Raw genomic sequence first — 15544 nt, 5'->3', positions numbered from 1 at the left:
TTTGAGGTTGTCGTTCACATAAGTTCGCTACTACCTATGCAGTTCTCTTATGAACTTCTTACACTTTCATGTAAGCACAGACTATATCTTATCCTTCGGCGTTATCCGTTAAGGTCTACCCACTTCCACTACCAATAGCTTGTAGTGTACTTCCCTCAAGAGGAATAGTCGTTGAAGTTTCTCCTACTTAGGAGCTTACCTGCTGATTGCCCATTTTAAAGTACTTAGGGTTTAACCTTATACCATCTAACCAATTTTTTCTACTTTCGTAACTTTCACACTTAGGTTTATTTCATCCTTATGTTTTAGTTTGGTTAGCTTTAGGGGTTTCCAGCAATTCAAGTAGTATTGGATAGGTTCTATCCTATCTCTACATATAAGTTTCCCTATATGCTGACTATTTTAGCTACTAACTCACGACTAAAGTCACAAGTGTGCGTAGATATTTTTTAATCAATTGGAGGGTCTAATTCAACTGCTATAATTTTTTTACCTACTTCAAGTTTTTCCAAAAGTTTATTTTTTGATATTGGTTTGATTTTTTCCTTTGAAGAAATAACTTTTTCTATAGCAGATTCACCTCTATATGAAGAATTTATTATATCAACAGTCTTTTTTATAAATTCTGGTGTTGTACCACAACATCCACCTAATATATGAACCCCTTGGTTTAGTATTTCCAACATTTGTTCTGAAAAATAGTCTGAATTATCTTCAAAAAAAGTACGGTTATTGATGATAGTAGGATAGCCTGCGTTAGGCATAATGGAAACTATACTGTCATTAATATCAATTGTCTTTATAAAATGCAATAGATGATGTGGTCCAGAGATACAATTAAATCCTAATGCGTCTATGTTTTTATTCTTTGAAATAGATTCAAATATTTTTGCACCACTTTTTCCAAGTCTAGTAAATCCCTCAGGATTAACTGCAAATTCTGTTAATATAAATGAATTTGGTTGTTTTTTCTTTATATAACTTGAGATTTCTGGTAGATATTCATCATTACTGAATGTTTCAAATATAAAGTTTGTTGCACCAAGCTCTAAAAATATATCTACTATTTTTTTATAGTCAGATAGTAAATCTCTGTCATTTAAAGCAGGTATTGGACCTATGTCAGCAAATACAAATACATCTGTATTTTTTGTTGCCTCTAATGCAATTTCATATCCACTTTTGATAATATCTTTGACAGTTTTAAAATCACATTCTAGGAGTATTTCATTGGCAGCAAAGGTATTTGTTTTAATAGCTTTACACCCAGCTCTTATATATTCTCTATGAATAGATAAAATTGTAGATGCATCATTGATATTAGCCATTTCACAGTTGAAAGCGTTATTCTTTAGTTTAGAATAGTATGTTCCCATAGCACCATCAAAAACTAAGATAGAGTCTTTTATATATTCATTTATGTTCATTGATTCACCTCATAAGAATTTAAAATATTTTAAATATTAGTATATCAACCCCAAAAAAGCTTGTCAATCTTTGGAAAATATAGAATAAATAATTCTAATTAATTACAAGTTTATTATTTATTGAACTATATCCACTTAATTGATGTTAAGATAAGAATTATAATAGTAATTGAGGAAATAATTATATTTATACTTATGAGTATATAGCAATTATATTTATGATAGAGAGTTTAACTAAATAAGTTGATAAATCTAGCTGTATAAATAAATTTAAAATTTTATAATCTATAAGAGGTGGGAAATGAAAGATAGACTTGATTTAACAGAAGGAAGAATTACAGAAAAATTACTTAAACTATCACTTCCAATAATGGGGACTTCATTTATACAAATGGGATACAACATGATAGATATGATATGGGTTGGTAAAGCTGGAAGTAAGGCAGTAGCAGCGGTTGGAACGGCTGGATTTTTTCCATGGCTTGCAATGGCATTTATTATGATTTCTAAGGTGGGTGGAGAAGTAAAAGTAGCACAAAGTATAGGAGAAAACAATATAAGTGCCACCAAATCATATATAAAATCAGCAATAGAAATAAATATTATGTTAGCAATAATATATACAATATCTTTAATAGTGCTTAATAAACAGCTGATAGGTTTTTTTAAATTGGGAGATTTAGAAGTTATTACTATGTCTAGACAATATTTGATAATAGTAGCCTTAGGTATGGTATTTTATTTTATAAACCCAGTGTTTACTGCAATTTTCAATGGTCTTGGAAATAGCAAAACTCCTTTTTGCATTAATACAGTAGGATTAATAACTAATATTATACTTGACCCTATATTAATTTTTGGATGGGGTCCTGCTCCAAGACTTGGTGTAGCAGGAGCTGCTATAGCAACTGTATTTGCACAGATAGTAGTTACAATGTGTTTTTTATATATAGTTCTTAAGAGTAAAGAAGAATATTTTAGAATAAAAATATTTAGAAAAATAGAACTTAGATATTATAAAGTGTTGTATAAATTAGGTTTTCCCGTAGCGATACAGAATGGAATGTTCACAGTATTTTCAATGTTGCTAGGAGTAATCGTAGCATCATGGGGACCTGTTGCTGTTGCTGTTCAAAAAGTGGGCTCACAGATAGAAGCAATATCGTGGATGACTGCTGAAGGATTAGCAGTTGCATTAGGAAGTTTCGTTGGACAAAACTATGGTGCTAAAAAGTACTCTAGAATAAACAAGGGTTGTAAAATAGGTATAATTGTGTCTTCTATACTTGGAATAATAACTACTTTAGTACTAGTATTTGCAGGAGAGAGTATATTTTCTGTTTTTATAGATGAAAGTGAAGCTATAGAAAAAGGGGCAACTTATCTTAAAATCCTAGGATATTCTCAGTTTTTTATGTGCTTAGAGATAATTACAACGGGAGCTTTCAAAGGATTAGGGAGAACCTATATACCTTCTACTATAGTTACTATATTGACTGGTGCAAGAGTACCATTAGCTTACCTTATATCCAGACCAGAAATATTAGGTTTAGATGGTGTATGGTGGAGTATAACTTTATCAAGTATCTTAAAAGGGACACTAATGATAAGTTTATTTATATATTTACTTAAAGTTGGAAAGTTGTATAAGATGTCTGAATAAAATTAAAATTATCTTAAATGTATAGACATTTTCTTTGTTTGTATATAAAATTATCTTATTATGTAAAAGATTTAACTAATAAGGAGTGAATTAAATGAAAGAGCCAATTTATAAAGTTATAGAAAATCATGTTAGAGAATTAATAAATTCAGATAGTTTGAAGAAAGGGGATTTAATCCCCTCTGAAAAACAGCTAAGTGAGGAGTTTAATGTGACTAGAATGACTGTAAGGTCTGCACTAAATAACTTAGTAAAAGAAGGATATATAGCCAGACAAAGAGGTGTAGGAAGTATAGTTCTTGCAAATAATATATATGATAATATATCATCTGTCAGTGGATTTACTAAAGAGATGGAAAGTAAAGGATATAAAGTATCTAACATATTGGTATCTCTTGAGATAGTTCAGGCAGATGAAGAATTATCAAGTAGATTGAACATAAGTCTGGAAGAAAATGTATGGGAAATAAAAAGAGTAAGATTAGCAAATGATGCAAGAGTTTCATATATGATTACTTATATGCCAGTTAAGCTATTTCCAAATTTAAATAAGATGCATTGTGAAAATTCTCTTTATAATTTTGTTGAAGAAGTGTGTGGATATAAGATAGCTATGTCAGAGAGAGAAGTACAAGCTGTAATATCAAATGAAGAATGTATGGTCAACTTGAAGTTAGAAGAACCAGAGGCACTTTTATATATAAATCAAATCTGCAAGTTACAAAATAGTGAGGTTTTTGAATACTCACACACATATCATCATGGATATACTTTAACTTTGAGTGCTGTTGTCGAATAAAATTTAAATAAAATGAAAAAGTTTTCTTGAAATGTATATACATTTGATATATAATAATATCAAGAATTAAATGTATATACATTTAAAAATAAGATATATACATTGGAATAATAATTAATAAAAAAGCATACTTTAAATGTATAATTTAAAGAAATTATGACTTAAAAAATATTTAATAAATCTAATTTGGAGGGAAAAAAATGATAAAAATAATGTTAGCTTGTTCAGCAGGAATGTCAACTAGTTTGTTAGTTACGAAAATGGAGGATGCTGCAAAGGAAAACGATATAGAGGCGAAAATATGGGCTATATCAGAAGTAAACTTAAAAAATGAAATAGAAAATTGTGATGTCTTACTTTTAGGACCTCAAGTTAGATATGTATTAGGAAAAGCAACTGAAATGGCAAAACCACATAATATTCCAGTAGAAGTTATAAATATGATGGATTATGGAAGATGTAATGGAAAAGCTGTATTAGATAGAGCCATAGAATTAAATAATTCGAAATAAAGTTGTACTGGAGGATGTAAATATGGAAAAATTCATGTCATTTATGGATAAATATATAGTGCCTGTAGCTGCTAAAATAGGAGCTCAAAGGCACTTAGTAGCAGTAAGGGATGCATTTATAGCTATGATACCTATAACTATGGTAGGTGCATTAGGAACATTAATAAACAACTTGCCACTAAAAGCATATAAGAACTTAATGGCAAGTATATTTGGAGAAAACTGGACTACATTTGGAGGCGACCTTTGGTGGGGAGCAATAGGTACTATGGCAGTATTTTTAGTAATAGGTGTTGCCTATTTCTTAGCCAAATCTTATGAAAGTGATGGGTTACAGGCTGGACTTATAGCACTATCTATCTTTTTTATAATGGCTCCACAAATTGGTAAAATAGTTCCTGAAGGAGGAACTACAGCAGTTGAAGGATGGGGAATGATACAACAAACTTACTTAGGTACAGCAGCATTGTTCTCTTCTATATTAATAGGATTATTATCAACTGAGATATTTGTAAGATTATCTAAAGTAAAAAAATTAACTATAAAAATGCCAGATGGAGTTCCACCAGCAGTTTCAAGGTCATTTGCAAAGTTAATACCAGGAATGTTAACTATAATGATATTTACAGTAATAGGACTATTTATAAAGATGTTTTCAAATGGAAGTTTCTTAACAGATATTCTAAATACTTATTTAGGAGCACCACTATCAAATGTCGCTGATAGTCTAGGTTCTACAATGCTTATTGCATTTATAATTCATATACTTTGGACTGTTGGTCTTCATGGTGCAAATATAGCACTTCCTTTTACAGAAACTATACTTATGAAGTTAGGTGGAGAAAATGCTGCTTTAGCCCAAGCAGGAGCAACTGAAGGATACCATGTACTTGCAGGTTCATTCTTTGATGCATTTGTATATTTAGGTGGTTCTGGAATGGTATTAGGATTAATTATAGCTTTAATAATAGCAGGAAGAAGACGTAAAGAAATGATAGTATTAGGTGGGCCACCAGCAATATTTAATATAGGAGAACCATTAATATTTGGACTTCCAATAGTTTTAAATCCTATATTTATGATTCCATTTGTACTTGCACCAGTAATATGTAGTGCTGTATCATACTTAGCAATAGATTTTGGATTAGTAGCACCAGTAATTTTACCTAAAATACCTTGGGTGACACCTCCTATACTAGGTGGAGCAATGGCTACAGGCGATTGGACTGGTGGAGCTTTAGCACTATTTAATTTAATATTGTCAATATTAATATATATTCCATTCGTCATAGCATCTGAAAAAATGGAGGCTAAGAAACTAAAAAATTAACAACTAGGTAATTTTATACGCATAATTAATTTATCAAGTTGTATAGAATACACTAAATTATAGGTAAGGATGGTATAATGAGATGAAAAATGGACTAAAAATAGTTACAATCGGAGGAGGTTCAAGTTATACTCCTGAGCTTGTAGAGGGTTTTATAAATAGATATGAAGAGTTACCTGTAAAGGAATTGTGGCTTGTAGATATAGAGGATGGAAAAGAAAAATTAGAGATAGTAGGAAATTTAGCTAAAAGAATGGTAAAAAAAGCTGGAATAGATATGAAAATAAATCTTACATTAGATAGAAGAGAAGCTCTAAAAGATGCAGATTTCGTGACAACACAACTTAGAGTAGGTCTTTTAGATGCAAGAATTAAAGATGAAACTATTCCTTTATCTCATGGAGTTATGGGTCAAGAAACTAATGGTGCTGGAGGGCTATTCAAAGCCCTTCGCACAATACCAATTATATTTGATATAATAAAAGATGTGGAAGAATTATGTCCAAATGCATGGATGGTGAACTTTACAAATCCAACAGGAATAATAACAGAAGCTGTATTCAAATATACTAACTTTAAAAAATATATAGGTTTATGTAATGTTCCAATTCATCTAAAAAACGATGTTGCCAAACTATTTAATGTAAAAAGCGATAGAATAAGTATGGATTTTGCAGGTCTTAATCATATGGTTTATGGTTTAAATGTATTTTTAGATGGAGAAGATGTTACAAAAGAAGCAATAGATAAGTTTGTTAAAGCAGATATAAGTATGCAAAATATAAAGGCAATTGACTTTAATTCAGAATTTATAAAATCTCTAGGTGCAATACCTTGTCCATATCATAGATATTATTATAAAACTAAAGAAATGCTTGAAGATGAGTTGAGGGAGTTTAAAGAAGGAAAAGCCAGAGGTCAAGTAGTTAAAGAATTAGAGGAGCAACTATTTGATTTGTATAAAGATGAAAAACTAGATATAAAACCACCTCAGCTTGAAAAAAGAGGGGGAGCTTATTATAGTGATGCAGCTTGTAATTTGATAAGCTCTATATACAATGATAAAAAAGATATTCAAGTAGTTAATACATTAAACAATGGTGCAATAAGAGACTTTAAAGACGAGCAAGCTGTAGAAGTCAGCAGTGTAATAACAAAAAATGGTCCAAAACCACTAAGTATGGGATACTTACCAGATTCTGTACATGGGTTAGTAAGTCAAATTAAGTCATTTGAAGTATTGGCAGCTAAAGCAGCTGTCTATGGAGATTATGAATCTGCCCTTTTGGCACTTTGTATAAATCCATTGATTCCTTCAGATGATTTGGCGAAAACTATATTAGATGAAATGTTAGAAGCTCATAAGGATTATCTTCCTAGATTTAATAGATAATCTATAGAAAGTAGGTTGTGGTATGACTAAAATTATAATAAATGCAGATGACTTTGGCTATTGTGAAGCTGTGAATTATGGTATAATATCAGCTCATAATAATGGAATAGTGAAGTCTACTTCTATGATGGGGAATATGCCTGGAGTAGAACATGGAGTAAAATTACTTAAAGAAAATAAGTCTTTAAATTGTGGCGTTCACATGACTTTAAGCTGTGGTAGACCATTATTATCTGACTTAAAAACTATTGTTGACAAAGAAGGTTTTTTTATTAGAAGAATTACAGACGAAATTATTAAAAATATGGATTGTGATGAGATTTATAGAGAACTTTGTGCTCAAATAGATAAAGTAAAAGAGCTTGGAATAGAAATATCTCATCTGGATAGTCACCATCATATCCATACTTTAGTAAGTTTAAAGCCAGTGATAGAGAAGATTGTAAATAAGTATGACCTTCCAATAAGAGGCGGATTTGAATATAATTTAGAGTATTCAAAGGTAGTTCCATTAATTGATAGTTTTTATAAGGAAAATGTAAGTGAAGAGTTTTTTATAAAAAATATAGACAAAATAATGAAGTATGATGTAGTGGATATTATGTCTCACCCAGCTTTTTTAGATGATTATATTTTAAATTCTACATCTTATGCAATTGATAGAACAAAAGAGCATAGGATACTTACATCTAAAGGGGTCAAAGAATTTTTAGAAAAGAATGGATTAGTCATATCAAGCTATAGAGATATTTAGGAGGTAGAATATATGGATGAAAAAATGATAGAAATATCTTTTGGAATAATTGGATTTGCAGGGGATGCAAAAGGATTGGCATTTGAAGCTATAAAAGAAGCGAAGAGTGGAAATATAGACAAAGCTAGAGAATGTATTGAAAAGTCAAAAGAATCAATTCATAAAGCTCATAAATTCCAAACAGAACTAATACAAAATGAAGCTAGTGGTAATAAAACTGATATAAGCGTTATACTTATTCATGCACAAGACCATTTAATGACGTCTATGAATTTTCAGCAATTAGCAGAAGAATTTATAGATGTATATGAAAGATTAGAAAATAAGTAATTTAAAGCATTTATCATAAAAAGAGTATCTGTAATGATTTATTATAATTATTACAGATACTCTTTTTATTAAAATAGAATTTACTAATCTATTATGCTTTTATCCATGTTTTAAAATTTAGACTTCTCATAATTATAAGGTATACTAGTGCCAACAACTACATCTTCAATTTTTTCAATAATAAGCCAATTATCCATATTTTAAACCCTTCTTACTAAAGATTTCTTTATAAATTGTATTTTATCATTGTTTAACTGAAAAGTCATTCTGTCTATATAAAAATTCAAGTTTTAAATTATTGTTTAATATGAGAAAACCTTATCTGTAGTATATATAATTAAGATTAATTAGGAATTTTTATCCTTTTACAAAATAATATTGACTAAAAATAGAAAAATGCTATAATAAATATGTGCTTATGATAATCAATATCATATAAATATAATAAACAAGTAGGAGAAAAAATCATGAAAAAAATAAAATCACTTGCAATATTTATATCTATTATAACTACGCTAGTACTTGTTACAGCATGTTCAGATAAGAATGCAGAGAATGAAGATAAATCAGATACAAAGGTTGTACAATCTGTTAAAGGAGAGGTTAAAATACCATCAAATCCTAAAAAAATAGTTGATATATCAGGAAGTAGTGAAGAACTATTATTAGTAGGCCATAAACCTGTTGCAACAGCAAATGTAGACTCATATGAAACTGATAAATTACCAAGTTACATAAGAGAAGAACTTAAAGATGTAAAAATAGTTGGACACTCAATGATGGATACTATGGATATGGAAGCTATATTGGAAGTAAATCCTGATTTAATAATAATGAGTCAAAGACAAGAGAAAATATATGACCAATTAAAAGAAATAGCACCTGTAGTAATGATGAAAGATTATGCAAATGACTGGAGAAGTAAGTTAACTGATGTTTCAAAGTTATTTGATAAAGAAGAGGATGCTAAAAACTGGTTACAGAAGTATGATGAAAAGGCTACAAAATTGGGTAAAGAAGTTACGGAGAAAAATGGAGAAAAAACTTACTTACCAGTATTAGCTAGTTCAGGTCAATTTATGGTATTTAGTGATGGTGGAATAGGAACTTTAATCAATGATGATATGAAGCTAGCTAGACCTAAGAACATACCTAAACAAGATGGAATAACATTGCCAATGGTAAGTATGGAAGGTCTAACAGATATAGATGCAGACCATATAGTTGTAATTGCCACAGAAGCAGATAAAAAAGATTTAGAAAATAGTGCTATCTGGGCTCAAATAAGAGCAGTAAAAGATGGAAATGTAACAATACTTGACGCAGCGCCATTTTTTAGTCAATCATATAATCCAATCGGAAAAGAGTTATTATTAGAATCAGTTAAAAATGAATTAACAAAGTAATTCTTAACTTAGTAGGTGTGAGATAATGATATTCATTTTTCACACCTATTTTTAATAAAACTTAGAAAATATTTAATAGATATTATTATACTAACAATTAAAAGGGAGAAGGAGGTAGGATAATTGACTAAGTTTAATAAAAAAAATTTAACTTATTTACTGATATTAATAAGTCTAGTTGTACTTGTGCTTGGAATTGTATTATCCATAGCTATTGGGGCAAAAGATATGAATCTGTCAACTGTTATAGATAGTTTAATAAAAATGGAAGATGGGATAAATATGAGAATAGTAAAGGATGTTAGACTTCCAAGAGCAATAGCAGCAGCACTTGTTGGAGGCTTTTTAGCAGTTTCTGGGGCAATAATGCAGGGGATAACAAGAAATCCTATAGCGGAACCTTCTGTTATAGGTATTACACAAGGGGCTACATTTGCAATTGCGATATCACTAGTTCTTCAAAAAACACTTCCTCAGCTTATACATGGAAATCTTAGTGTAATGATGTTTGCATTTATTGGAGCAAGTATAAGTGGATTATTTATATACTTTATAAGTTCTAAGTCAAGAGGAAGAGTTAATAATGTAAAATTAGCTCTTGCAGGAGTAGCACTTGGAACACTGCTAATTTCTTTAGCATCAGCGATATCTATGTATTTTAATCTATCTCAACAATTGAGCTTCTGGATATCAGGAGGTCTTGTAGGAGTGAATTGGGAAGGTGTAAAGTTATTATTTATAGCTGGTGGTATTGGATTTATATTAGCTATGGTTATGGCTCCAAGAATAACTATATTAAGCCTTGGGGAAGAAGTAGCAATAGGATTAGGTCAAAAAACTAACACTGTTAGATTCATATGTATAATACTCGTAATATTAATGACTGGAGCATCTGTTTCAGTTTCTGGTAATATTATTTTTATAGGTCTTATAGTCCCTCAAATAGCTAAAGGAATAGTAGGTTCAGATTATAAGTATATAATACCAAGTTCTTTAGTTCTAGGAGCTATATTGCTTGTATATACAGATATATTAAGTAGGATTATAAATCCTCCATATGAGACACCAGTAGGTTCTATAACAGCACTTATAGGAGTGCCAATATTTATATACCTTGTTAGAAAGGGGGAAAAATAAGTACTATGAAAAATATTATGAAAAACAATTCAAAAACATTGCTTGTTGTATCCATTTTAGTGGTGCTTATTTTTATCACTTTTCTAGTGAGCTTAAACATGGGTTCATTTTCTATAGAACCAATGGATGTTATAAAGACTTTTTTAGGGCAAGGTCAGCGTAATCATGAAATTGCAATATTTAAATTGAGATTACCAAGAATAGTAATAGCTCTTTTGGTTGGTTCAGCATTATCAACAGCAGGTGTAATACTTCAAGGTGTTACAAAGAATGATTTAGCAGACTCTGGTATTTTGGGAATAAACTCAGGAGCTGCATTATTTGTAGTCGTTTATATATACCTTATGAATGGGAATGTTTATGAAGGAATGAGTAATCTTACCGTATTTACAATGCCAGTTGTTGCACTTGTAGGAGCTTTATTTGGAGCTTTTCTTATATATTCTCTTGCATGGAAAGGTGGTATAAATTCTTCAAGATTACTACTTATTGGTATAGGTATAAACATAGCTTTCACATCGATTTTGACGATATTCCAATTGAAGTTTACAACACAAGAATTTAATAGAGTTATGGCATGGACATCAGGTAGTATTTGGGGAACTAGTTGGAAATATGTGATAGCTGTACTTCCGTTTATAGTAGTTTTTATGGGTATAACTATATATAAAGCAAAGTATATAGATGTTTTAAACTTGGGTGACGAAGTATCTACGAGTCTTGGTGTAGAAGTAGAAAAACAGAGAAGAAGACTTATAATATATGCAGTAATTTTATCAGGTGTATCTACAGCAGTAGCGGGTAGTATTTCATTTTTAGGTTTAATAGCTCCACATATAGGTAGAAAAATAATAGGACCAAAACATAAAAGATTAATACCAGTATCAGCACTTATAGGGACATTATTACTTTTAGTTGCAGATACGATATCTAGAAATATTCTGGCACCTATAGAGATACCAGTGGGTATAGTGGTTTCTATAATAGGAGTGCCATACTTTATTTATTTAATGTTGGCAAATGATTAAGAAAGGGTGTTGTTATGAACTGTATAAATACTAAGAATTTAAATATATCATATGGAAATACAGATATTGTAAAGAATTTAAATTTAAATATACCAAAAGGAAAAATAACTACTATAATAGGGGCTAATGGTTGTGGAAAATCAACAATACTTAAAACTATAGGAAGAATTATCAGCCCTAAGAGTGGAAGTATATATATAAATGGAAAGGACATCCATAAAAAGAAATCCAAAGAAATAGCAAAAGATATGGCTGTACTTCCACAAAGTCCTCAGGCTCCTAGTGGTCTTACTGTTTCAGAGTTAATTTCTTATGGAAGATTTCCTCATAAGAGTGGGTTTGGTAATTCTAGCAAAGAGGACAGAGATATTGTAAATTGGAGTTTAGAAGTTACTGGAATTTCAGATTTTAAAGATAGAAATATAGAAGATTTATCAGGAGGGCAAAGACAAAGGGCATGGATAGCTATGGCTTTAGCACAAGAGACTGATATATTACTACTAGATGAGCCTACAACATATTTAGACTTAGCTCATCAGTTAGAGATACTAAAATTATTAGATGAATTAAATAAAAAACAAGGAAGAACTATTGTCATGGTAATACATGAACTTAATAATGCAGCGAGATTTGCTGACCACATGATAGGTATTAAGAAAGGTAAAATAGTTTGTGAAGGTGATGCACATGATGTTATGACGAAAGATAATCTAAAAGAATTATTTAACATTGATGCAGAGATAGCAACAGACCCAAGAACAAACAAACCAATTTGTATAACTTATGACATGGTATAAATGGTGACAACATGGAAAATCAAGAAGCATTAAGACATGAAAAAATATGGATTTTATTATTTAGATATTCGATACCTGCAATAATAGCAATGATGGTAACTTCACTTTATAATGTAGTAGATAGAGCATTTATTGGCTCTATGGAAGGCATTGGTTCCATAGCTATTGCAGGTCTTGGTGTAACTATGCCAGTATTCACACTAATAATAGCTTTTGGGATGCTAATATCGGTAGGTGCTAGTACAAGATTGTCTATCAAGCTAGGTGAAAGAAATAAAGAAGAAGCAGAAAAGATATTAGGTAATGCTTTGACATTATCTATAATTATATCTTTAATAATAACTGTATTAGGGTTAGTTTTTTTAGAAGATATACTTTTTATTTTGGGTGCAAGTAAAGATTCAATCTCTTATGCAAAAGACTATATGAGTGTTATATTGATTGGAAGTATATTTAATCTAGTTGCATTTTCTCTTAATAATGCAATTAGGGCAGAAGGTAATCCAAAATTAGCAGCAAGGACAATGATTGTAGGTTGTGTACTAAATTTAATATTAGACCCTATATTCATATTTGTGTTTGATTTAGGTATAAAAGGAGCAGCTATAGCAACAGTACTCTGTCAAGTTGTAGTATGCATTTGGGTAACACAGTACTTTATAAGAGGGAAGTCTAATTTAAAACTAAAAAAGTGTAACTTAAAGTTGGATAAAGATATAGTGAAAAATGTATTTGCAATAGGTATGACACCTTTTGCTATGGAAGTAGCTATAAGCATAACTCATATGTTTACAAATAATTCTCTAAAGGCTTATGGTGGAGATTTGGCTATTGGAGCTATGACAGCACTTACATCTATTTTATTGATGTTTATGATGCCTGTGTTTGGTTTGAATCAAGGTATGCAAACTATAATATCATACAATTATGGTGCAAAACAATATGAGCGTGCAAAGAAAACTTTAATACTATCTATTATAGTATCAATTGTTATATTATCATTTGGATTTTTAGTAGTACAAGTTTTTCCAGAAGTATTTGTAGGTATATTTAATAAAGATTCAGATTTAATGGAAATAGCTGTAAGAGGTATAAATATAAATCTAATTACATTGCCTATAATGGGAATTTCCATTGTAGGGCCTGTATATTTCCAATGTATAAGTAAGGTTAAACATTCTATGTTTTTAACTCTTTTAAGACAATTTATTTTATTTATACCATTAATTATTGTACTTCCAATTCAGTTCAATTTGGATGGGGTTTGGTTAGCACAGCCAATTGCAGATTTTATTGCTATGATAATTGTATTGTTATTCTTAAAAAGGGAATTTAAAACAAGTCAAGTATAGATATATGAAAAAGTAAAAGGTCTATCTAGAAATAATTTTGATTATTGAGAGATAGACCTTTTTATATATTTCAAATTTTATGTTGAAGAATAGTATCCTGTATATTTATAGAGGGAGTATATCTATATAAAGATATTTTATTATTATATTTATCAGATATTAAAATGTAGAAGCAATTCTATAAATACCAAATTCTCTATGACCAAGACTTTCAGCTTTAGTATATTTACCATTACAGACTTCTACTATTTCGTTGAATATTTCTTGACCTATATCTGCTATTTTAGCACCATCTGTTATTATTCTACCTGCATTTATATCTATATTGTCTGGCATTTTGTTGTATGTACCACTATTTCCAGTGATTTTAATAACTGGAGAAATTGGGCTTCCTGTTGGAGTACCTCTACCAGTTGAAAAGATTACGATTTGCGCACCACCTGCTACCATACCAGTAATAGAATCTATGTCTTGTCCTGGTGTATCCATAAAATACAGACCTTTTTTATCAGAAGGTACAATATCGGCATATTCAAGAGCACCTTTGAATGGTTTGTTACCCGCTTTATACATACATCCAAGTGATTTTTCTTCAATTGTTGAAAGTCCGCCAGCTTTATTACCTGGAGTAGGTTGGCCACTACGTAAATCTTCTCCCATGGCAATTGCTCTCTTTTCTACATCACTTACAAATTTAAGAAACTTATCTTTCATTTTTTCATCTTCAAAACGAGTAGCTAATAAATGTTCTGCACCAATTACTTCTGTAGTCTCACTTAGTATACTGCTTCCACCCTCATCTACAAGAAGGTTTGAAGCGACTCCAATTGAAGGATTTGAAGCTATTCCACTTGTTGGGTCAGAACCACCACATTCAAGTGCTAATGTAATTTCGCTCATATCGAACTCAACCCTTACTTCTTTTGATACTTCACGAGACATTTGACCTATTATTTCAGCTCCTTTAGAGACTGTTTTTAATGTTCCACCACATTCTTGTATAACAACATAATCTACTTTTTTTCCTGTTGTAGCTATCTCAGAAGCTAAGTCTTTTGCTTGAATACCATCACAACCAAGACCAACTACTAAAACTGCGGCAACATTAGGATTTTTCCCAAAGCCTATCAATGTTTTTGCTGTAAGTTCTATATCAGAACCAATTTGACAACATCCATGTTGATGAGGTATAGCTATTGCTCCAGGTACAAGTGATGCTATTCTTGTAGCTGTCTCACTTGAACATACAGATGTTGGAATAACTAAAATATGATTACGAATACCAAATTGTCCATTTTCTCTTAAATAACCCATTAATTTCATTTTTAATTACCTCCTATTTTTTGTCTCCACGACCACGTGTACTTTCGATATTATGTACATGAACATAATCACCAGTTTTTATGTCAACTGTTGCGATTCCTATAACTTCACCATATTTATAGACAACATCGCCTTTTTTTACATCCTCTGTAGCCATCTTGTGAAAAACAGGGATATCATCATTTACTATGTAAGATTCTCCATCAATTGAAACTTTTTCACCTTTAACTAAAGGTCTAACACATGTAACTAGATTATCTTTTTCATTTGCATGAATAATTGCATTCATTACT

General features: G+C 30.5%; 15 protein-coding genes. 12 read left to right on the top strand and 3 right to left on the bottom strand.

Annotated features, from left to right (window positions below):
- Window positions 1–449: 449 nt before the first annotated feature.
- Window positions 450–1427, bottom strand: a complete 978-nt coding sequence (locus tag ACTG46_RS16055; RefSeq protein WP_479923193.1) for a homocysteine S-methyltransferase family protein — start codon at window positions 1425–1427, stop codon at window positions 450–452.
- A gap of 301 nt (window positions 1428–1728) precedes the next feature.
- Between ACTG46_RS16055 and ACTG46_RS16050 the strand changes: the two genes are divergently transcribed.
- From ACTG46_RS16050 to ACTG46_RS15995, 12 genes are all read left to right on the top strand, one after another.
- A complete protein-coding gene (locus ACTG46_RS16050; protein ID WP_054271476.1) occupies window positions 1729–3090 on the top strand; it encodes an MATE family efflux transporter in 1362 nt (453 codons plus the stop codon).
- 94 nt (window positions 3091–3184) lie between these two features.
- The gene (locus ACTG46_RS16045; protein WP_054271475.1) at window positions 3185–3889 is read left to right on the top strand and encodes a GntR family transcriptional regulator; all 705 of its coding nucleotides are present in this window, start codon (window positions 3185–3187) and stop codon (window positions 3887–3889) included.
- Between the two features lie 200 nt (window positions 3890–4089).
- Window positions 4090–4401 carry a PTS sugar transporter subunit IIB gene (locus ACTG46_RS16040; protein ID WP_074179824.1) on the top strand — a complete coding sequence of 104 codons (312 nt, stop codon included), beginning with the start codon at window positions 4090–4092 and terminating at the stop codon, window positions 4399–4401.
- 22 nt (window positions 4402–4423) lie between these two features.
- Complete coding sequence (locus ACTG46_RS16035) at window positions 4424–5731, top strand: PTS sugar transporter subunit IIC (protein WP_054271474.1); 1308 nt, start codon at window positions 4424–4426, stop codon at window positions 5729–5731.
- Window positions 5732–5813: 82 nt separating this feature from the next.
- The gene (locus ACTG46_RS16030; protein ID WP_054271473.1) at window positions 5814–7124 is read left to right on the top strand and encodes a 6-phospho-beta-glucosidase; all 1311 of its coding nucleotides are present in this window, start codon (window positions 5814–5816) and stop codon (window positions 7122–7124) included.
- 22 nt (window positions 7125–7146) lie between these two features.
- On the top strand, window positions 7147–7878 hold the full coding sequence (chbG, locus tag ACTG46_RS16025) for a chitin disaccharide deacetylase (protein ID WP_479923192.1): 732 nt from the start codon (window positions 7147–7149) through the stop codon (window positions 7876–7878).
- Window positions 7879–7890: 12 nt separating this feature from the next.
- Window positions 7891–8208 carry a PTS lactose/cellobiose transporter subunit IIA gene (locus ACTG46_RS16020; protein WP_021385850.1) on the top strand — a complete coding sequence of 106 codons (318 nt, stop codon included), beginning with the start codon at window positions 7891–7893 and terminating at the stop codon, window positions 8206–8208.
- Between the two features lie 467 nt (window positions 8209–8675).
- The gene (locus ACTG46_RS16015) at window positions 8676–9614 is read left to right on the top strand and encodes an ABC transporter substrate-binding protein (RefSeq protein WP_479923191.1); all 939 of its coding nucleotides are present in this window, start codon (window positions 8676–8678) and stop codon (window positions 9612–9614) included.
- A gap of 123 nt (window positions 9615–9737) precedes the next feature.
- Window positions 9738–10751, top strand: coding sequence for a FecCD family ABC transporter permease (locus ACTG46_RS16010; protein ID WP_479923190.1), 1014 nt, complete (start codon window positions 9738–9740; stop codon window positions 10749–10751).
- Window positions 10752–10756: 5 nt separating this feature from the next.
- Window positions 10757–11779, top strand: coding sequence for a FecCD family ABC transporter permease (locus ACTG46_RS16005; RefSeq protein ID WP_074179820.1), 1023 nt, complete (start codon window positions 10757–10759; stop codon window positions 11777–11779).
- A 14-nt stretch (window positions 11780–11793) separates the two neighbouring features.
- Entirely contained in the window at window positions 11794–12576 is a 783-nt protein-coding gene (locus ACTG46_RS16000; protein ID WP_167640469.1) for an ABC transporter ATP-binding protein, read from the top strand.
- Window positions 12577–12587: 11 nt separating this feature from the next.
- A complete protein-coding gene (locus ACTG46_RS15995; RefSeq protein WP_479923189.1) occupies window positions 12588–13928 on the top strand; it encodes an MATE family efflux transporter in 1341 nt (446 codons plus the stop codon).
- A gap of 159 nt (window positions 13929–14087) precedes the next feature.
- Here ACTG46_RS15995 and ACTG46_RS15990 read toward each other — a convergent pair whose 3' ends face one another.
- Both ACTG46_RS15990 and ACTG46_RS15985 read right to left on the bottom strand, forming a co-directional pair.
- Window positions 14088–15251: a UxaA family hydrolase gene (locus ACTG46_RS15990; RefSeq protein ID WP_054271466.1), complete on the bottom strand. Its 1164-nt coding sequence runs from the start codon at window positions 15249–15251 to the stop codon at window positions 14088–14090.
- Between the two features lie 13 nt (window positions 15252–15264).
- Window positions 15265–15540 carry a UxaA family hydrolase gene (locus ACTG46_RS15985; RefSeq protein ID WP_054271465.1) on the bottom strand — a complete coding sequence of 92 codons (276 nt, stop codon included), beginning with the start codon at window positions 15538–15540 and terminating at the stop codon, window positions 15265–15267.
- Window positions 15541–15544 lie beyond the last annotated feature (4 nt).

The organism is Clostridioides sp. LIBA-7678, assembly GCF_056716065.1.
This window is presented reverse-complemented; position numbering and strand designations above follow the sequence as displayed.

Excerpts from the sequence above, each read along its gene's own strand:
- ACTG46_RS15995 (WP_479923189.1), top strand. The coding sequence starts at position 12,588 with ATGGAAAATCAAGAAGCATTAAGACATGAAAAAATATGGATTTTATTA.
- ACTG46_RS16040 (WP_074179824.1), top strand. The coding sequence starts at position 4,090 with ATGATAAAAATAATGTTAGCTTGTTCAGCAGGAATGTCAACTAGTTTG.
- ACTG46_RS16000 (WP_167640469.1), top strand. The coding sequence starts at position 11,794 with ATGAACTGTATAAATACTAAGAATTTAAATATATCATATGGAAATACA.
- ACTG46_RS16030 (WP_054271473.1), top strand. The coding sequence starts at position 5,814 with ATGAAAAATGGACTAAAAATAGTTACAATCGGAGGAGGTTCAAGTTAT.
- ACTG46_RS16045 (WP_054271475.1), top strand. The coding sequence starts at position 3,185 with ATGAAAGAGCCAATTTATAAAGTTATAGAAAATCATGTTAGAGAATTA.
- ACTG46_RS16055 (WP_479923193.1), bottom strand. The coding sequence starts at position 1,427 with ATGAACATAAATGAATATATAAAAGACTCTATCTTAGTTTTTGATGGT.
- ACTG46_RS16020 (WP_021385850.1), top strand. The coding sequence starts at position 7,891 with ATGGATGAAAAAATGATAGAAATATCTTTTGGAATAATTGGATTTGCA.
- ACTG46_RS15990 (WP_054271466.1), bottom strand. The coding sequence starts at position 15,251 with ATGAAATTAATGGGTTATTTAAGAGAAAATGGACAATTTGGTATTCGT.
- ACTG46_RS15985 (WP_054271465.1), bottom strand. The coding sequence starts at position 15,540 with ATGAATGCAATTATTCATGCAAATGAAAAAGATAATCTAGTTACATGT.
- ACTG46_RS16035 (WP_054271474.1), top strand. The coding sequence starts at position 4,424 with ATGGAAAAATTCATGTCATTTATGGATAAATATATAGTGCCTGTAGCT.
- ACTG46_RS16005 (WP_074179820.1), top strand. The coding sequence starts at position 10,757 with ATGAAAAATATTATGAAAAACAATTCAAAAACATTGCTTGTTGTATCC.
- chbG (WP_479923192.1), top strand. The coding sequence starts at position 7,147 with ATGACTAAAATTATAATAAATGCAGATGACTTTGGCTATTGTGAAGCT.
- ACTG46_RS16015 (WP_479923191.1), top strand. The coding sequence starts at position 8,676 with ATGAAAAAAATAAAATCACTTGCAATATTTATATCTATTATAACTACG.
- ACTG46_RS16050 (WP_054271476.1), top strand. The coding sequence starts at position 1,729 with ATGAAAGATAGACTTGATTTAACAGAAGGAAGAATTACAGAAAAATTA.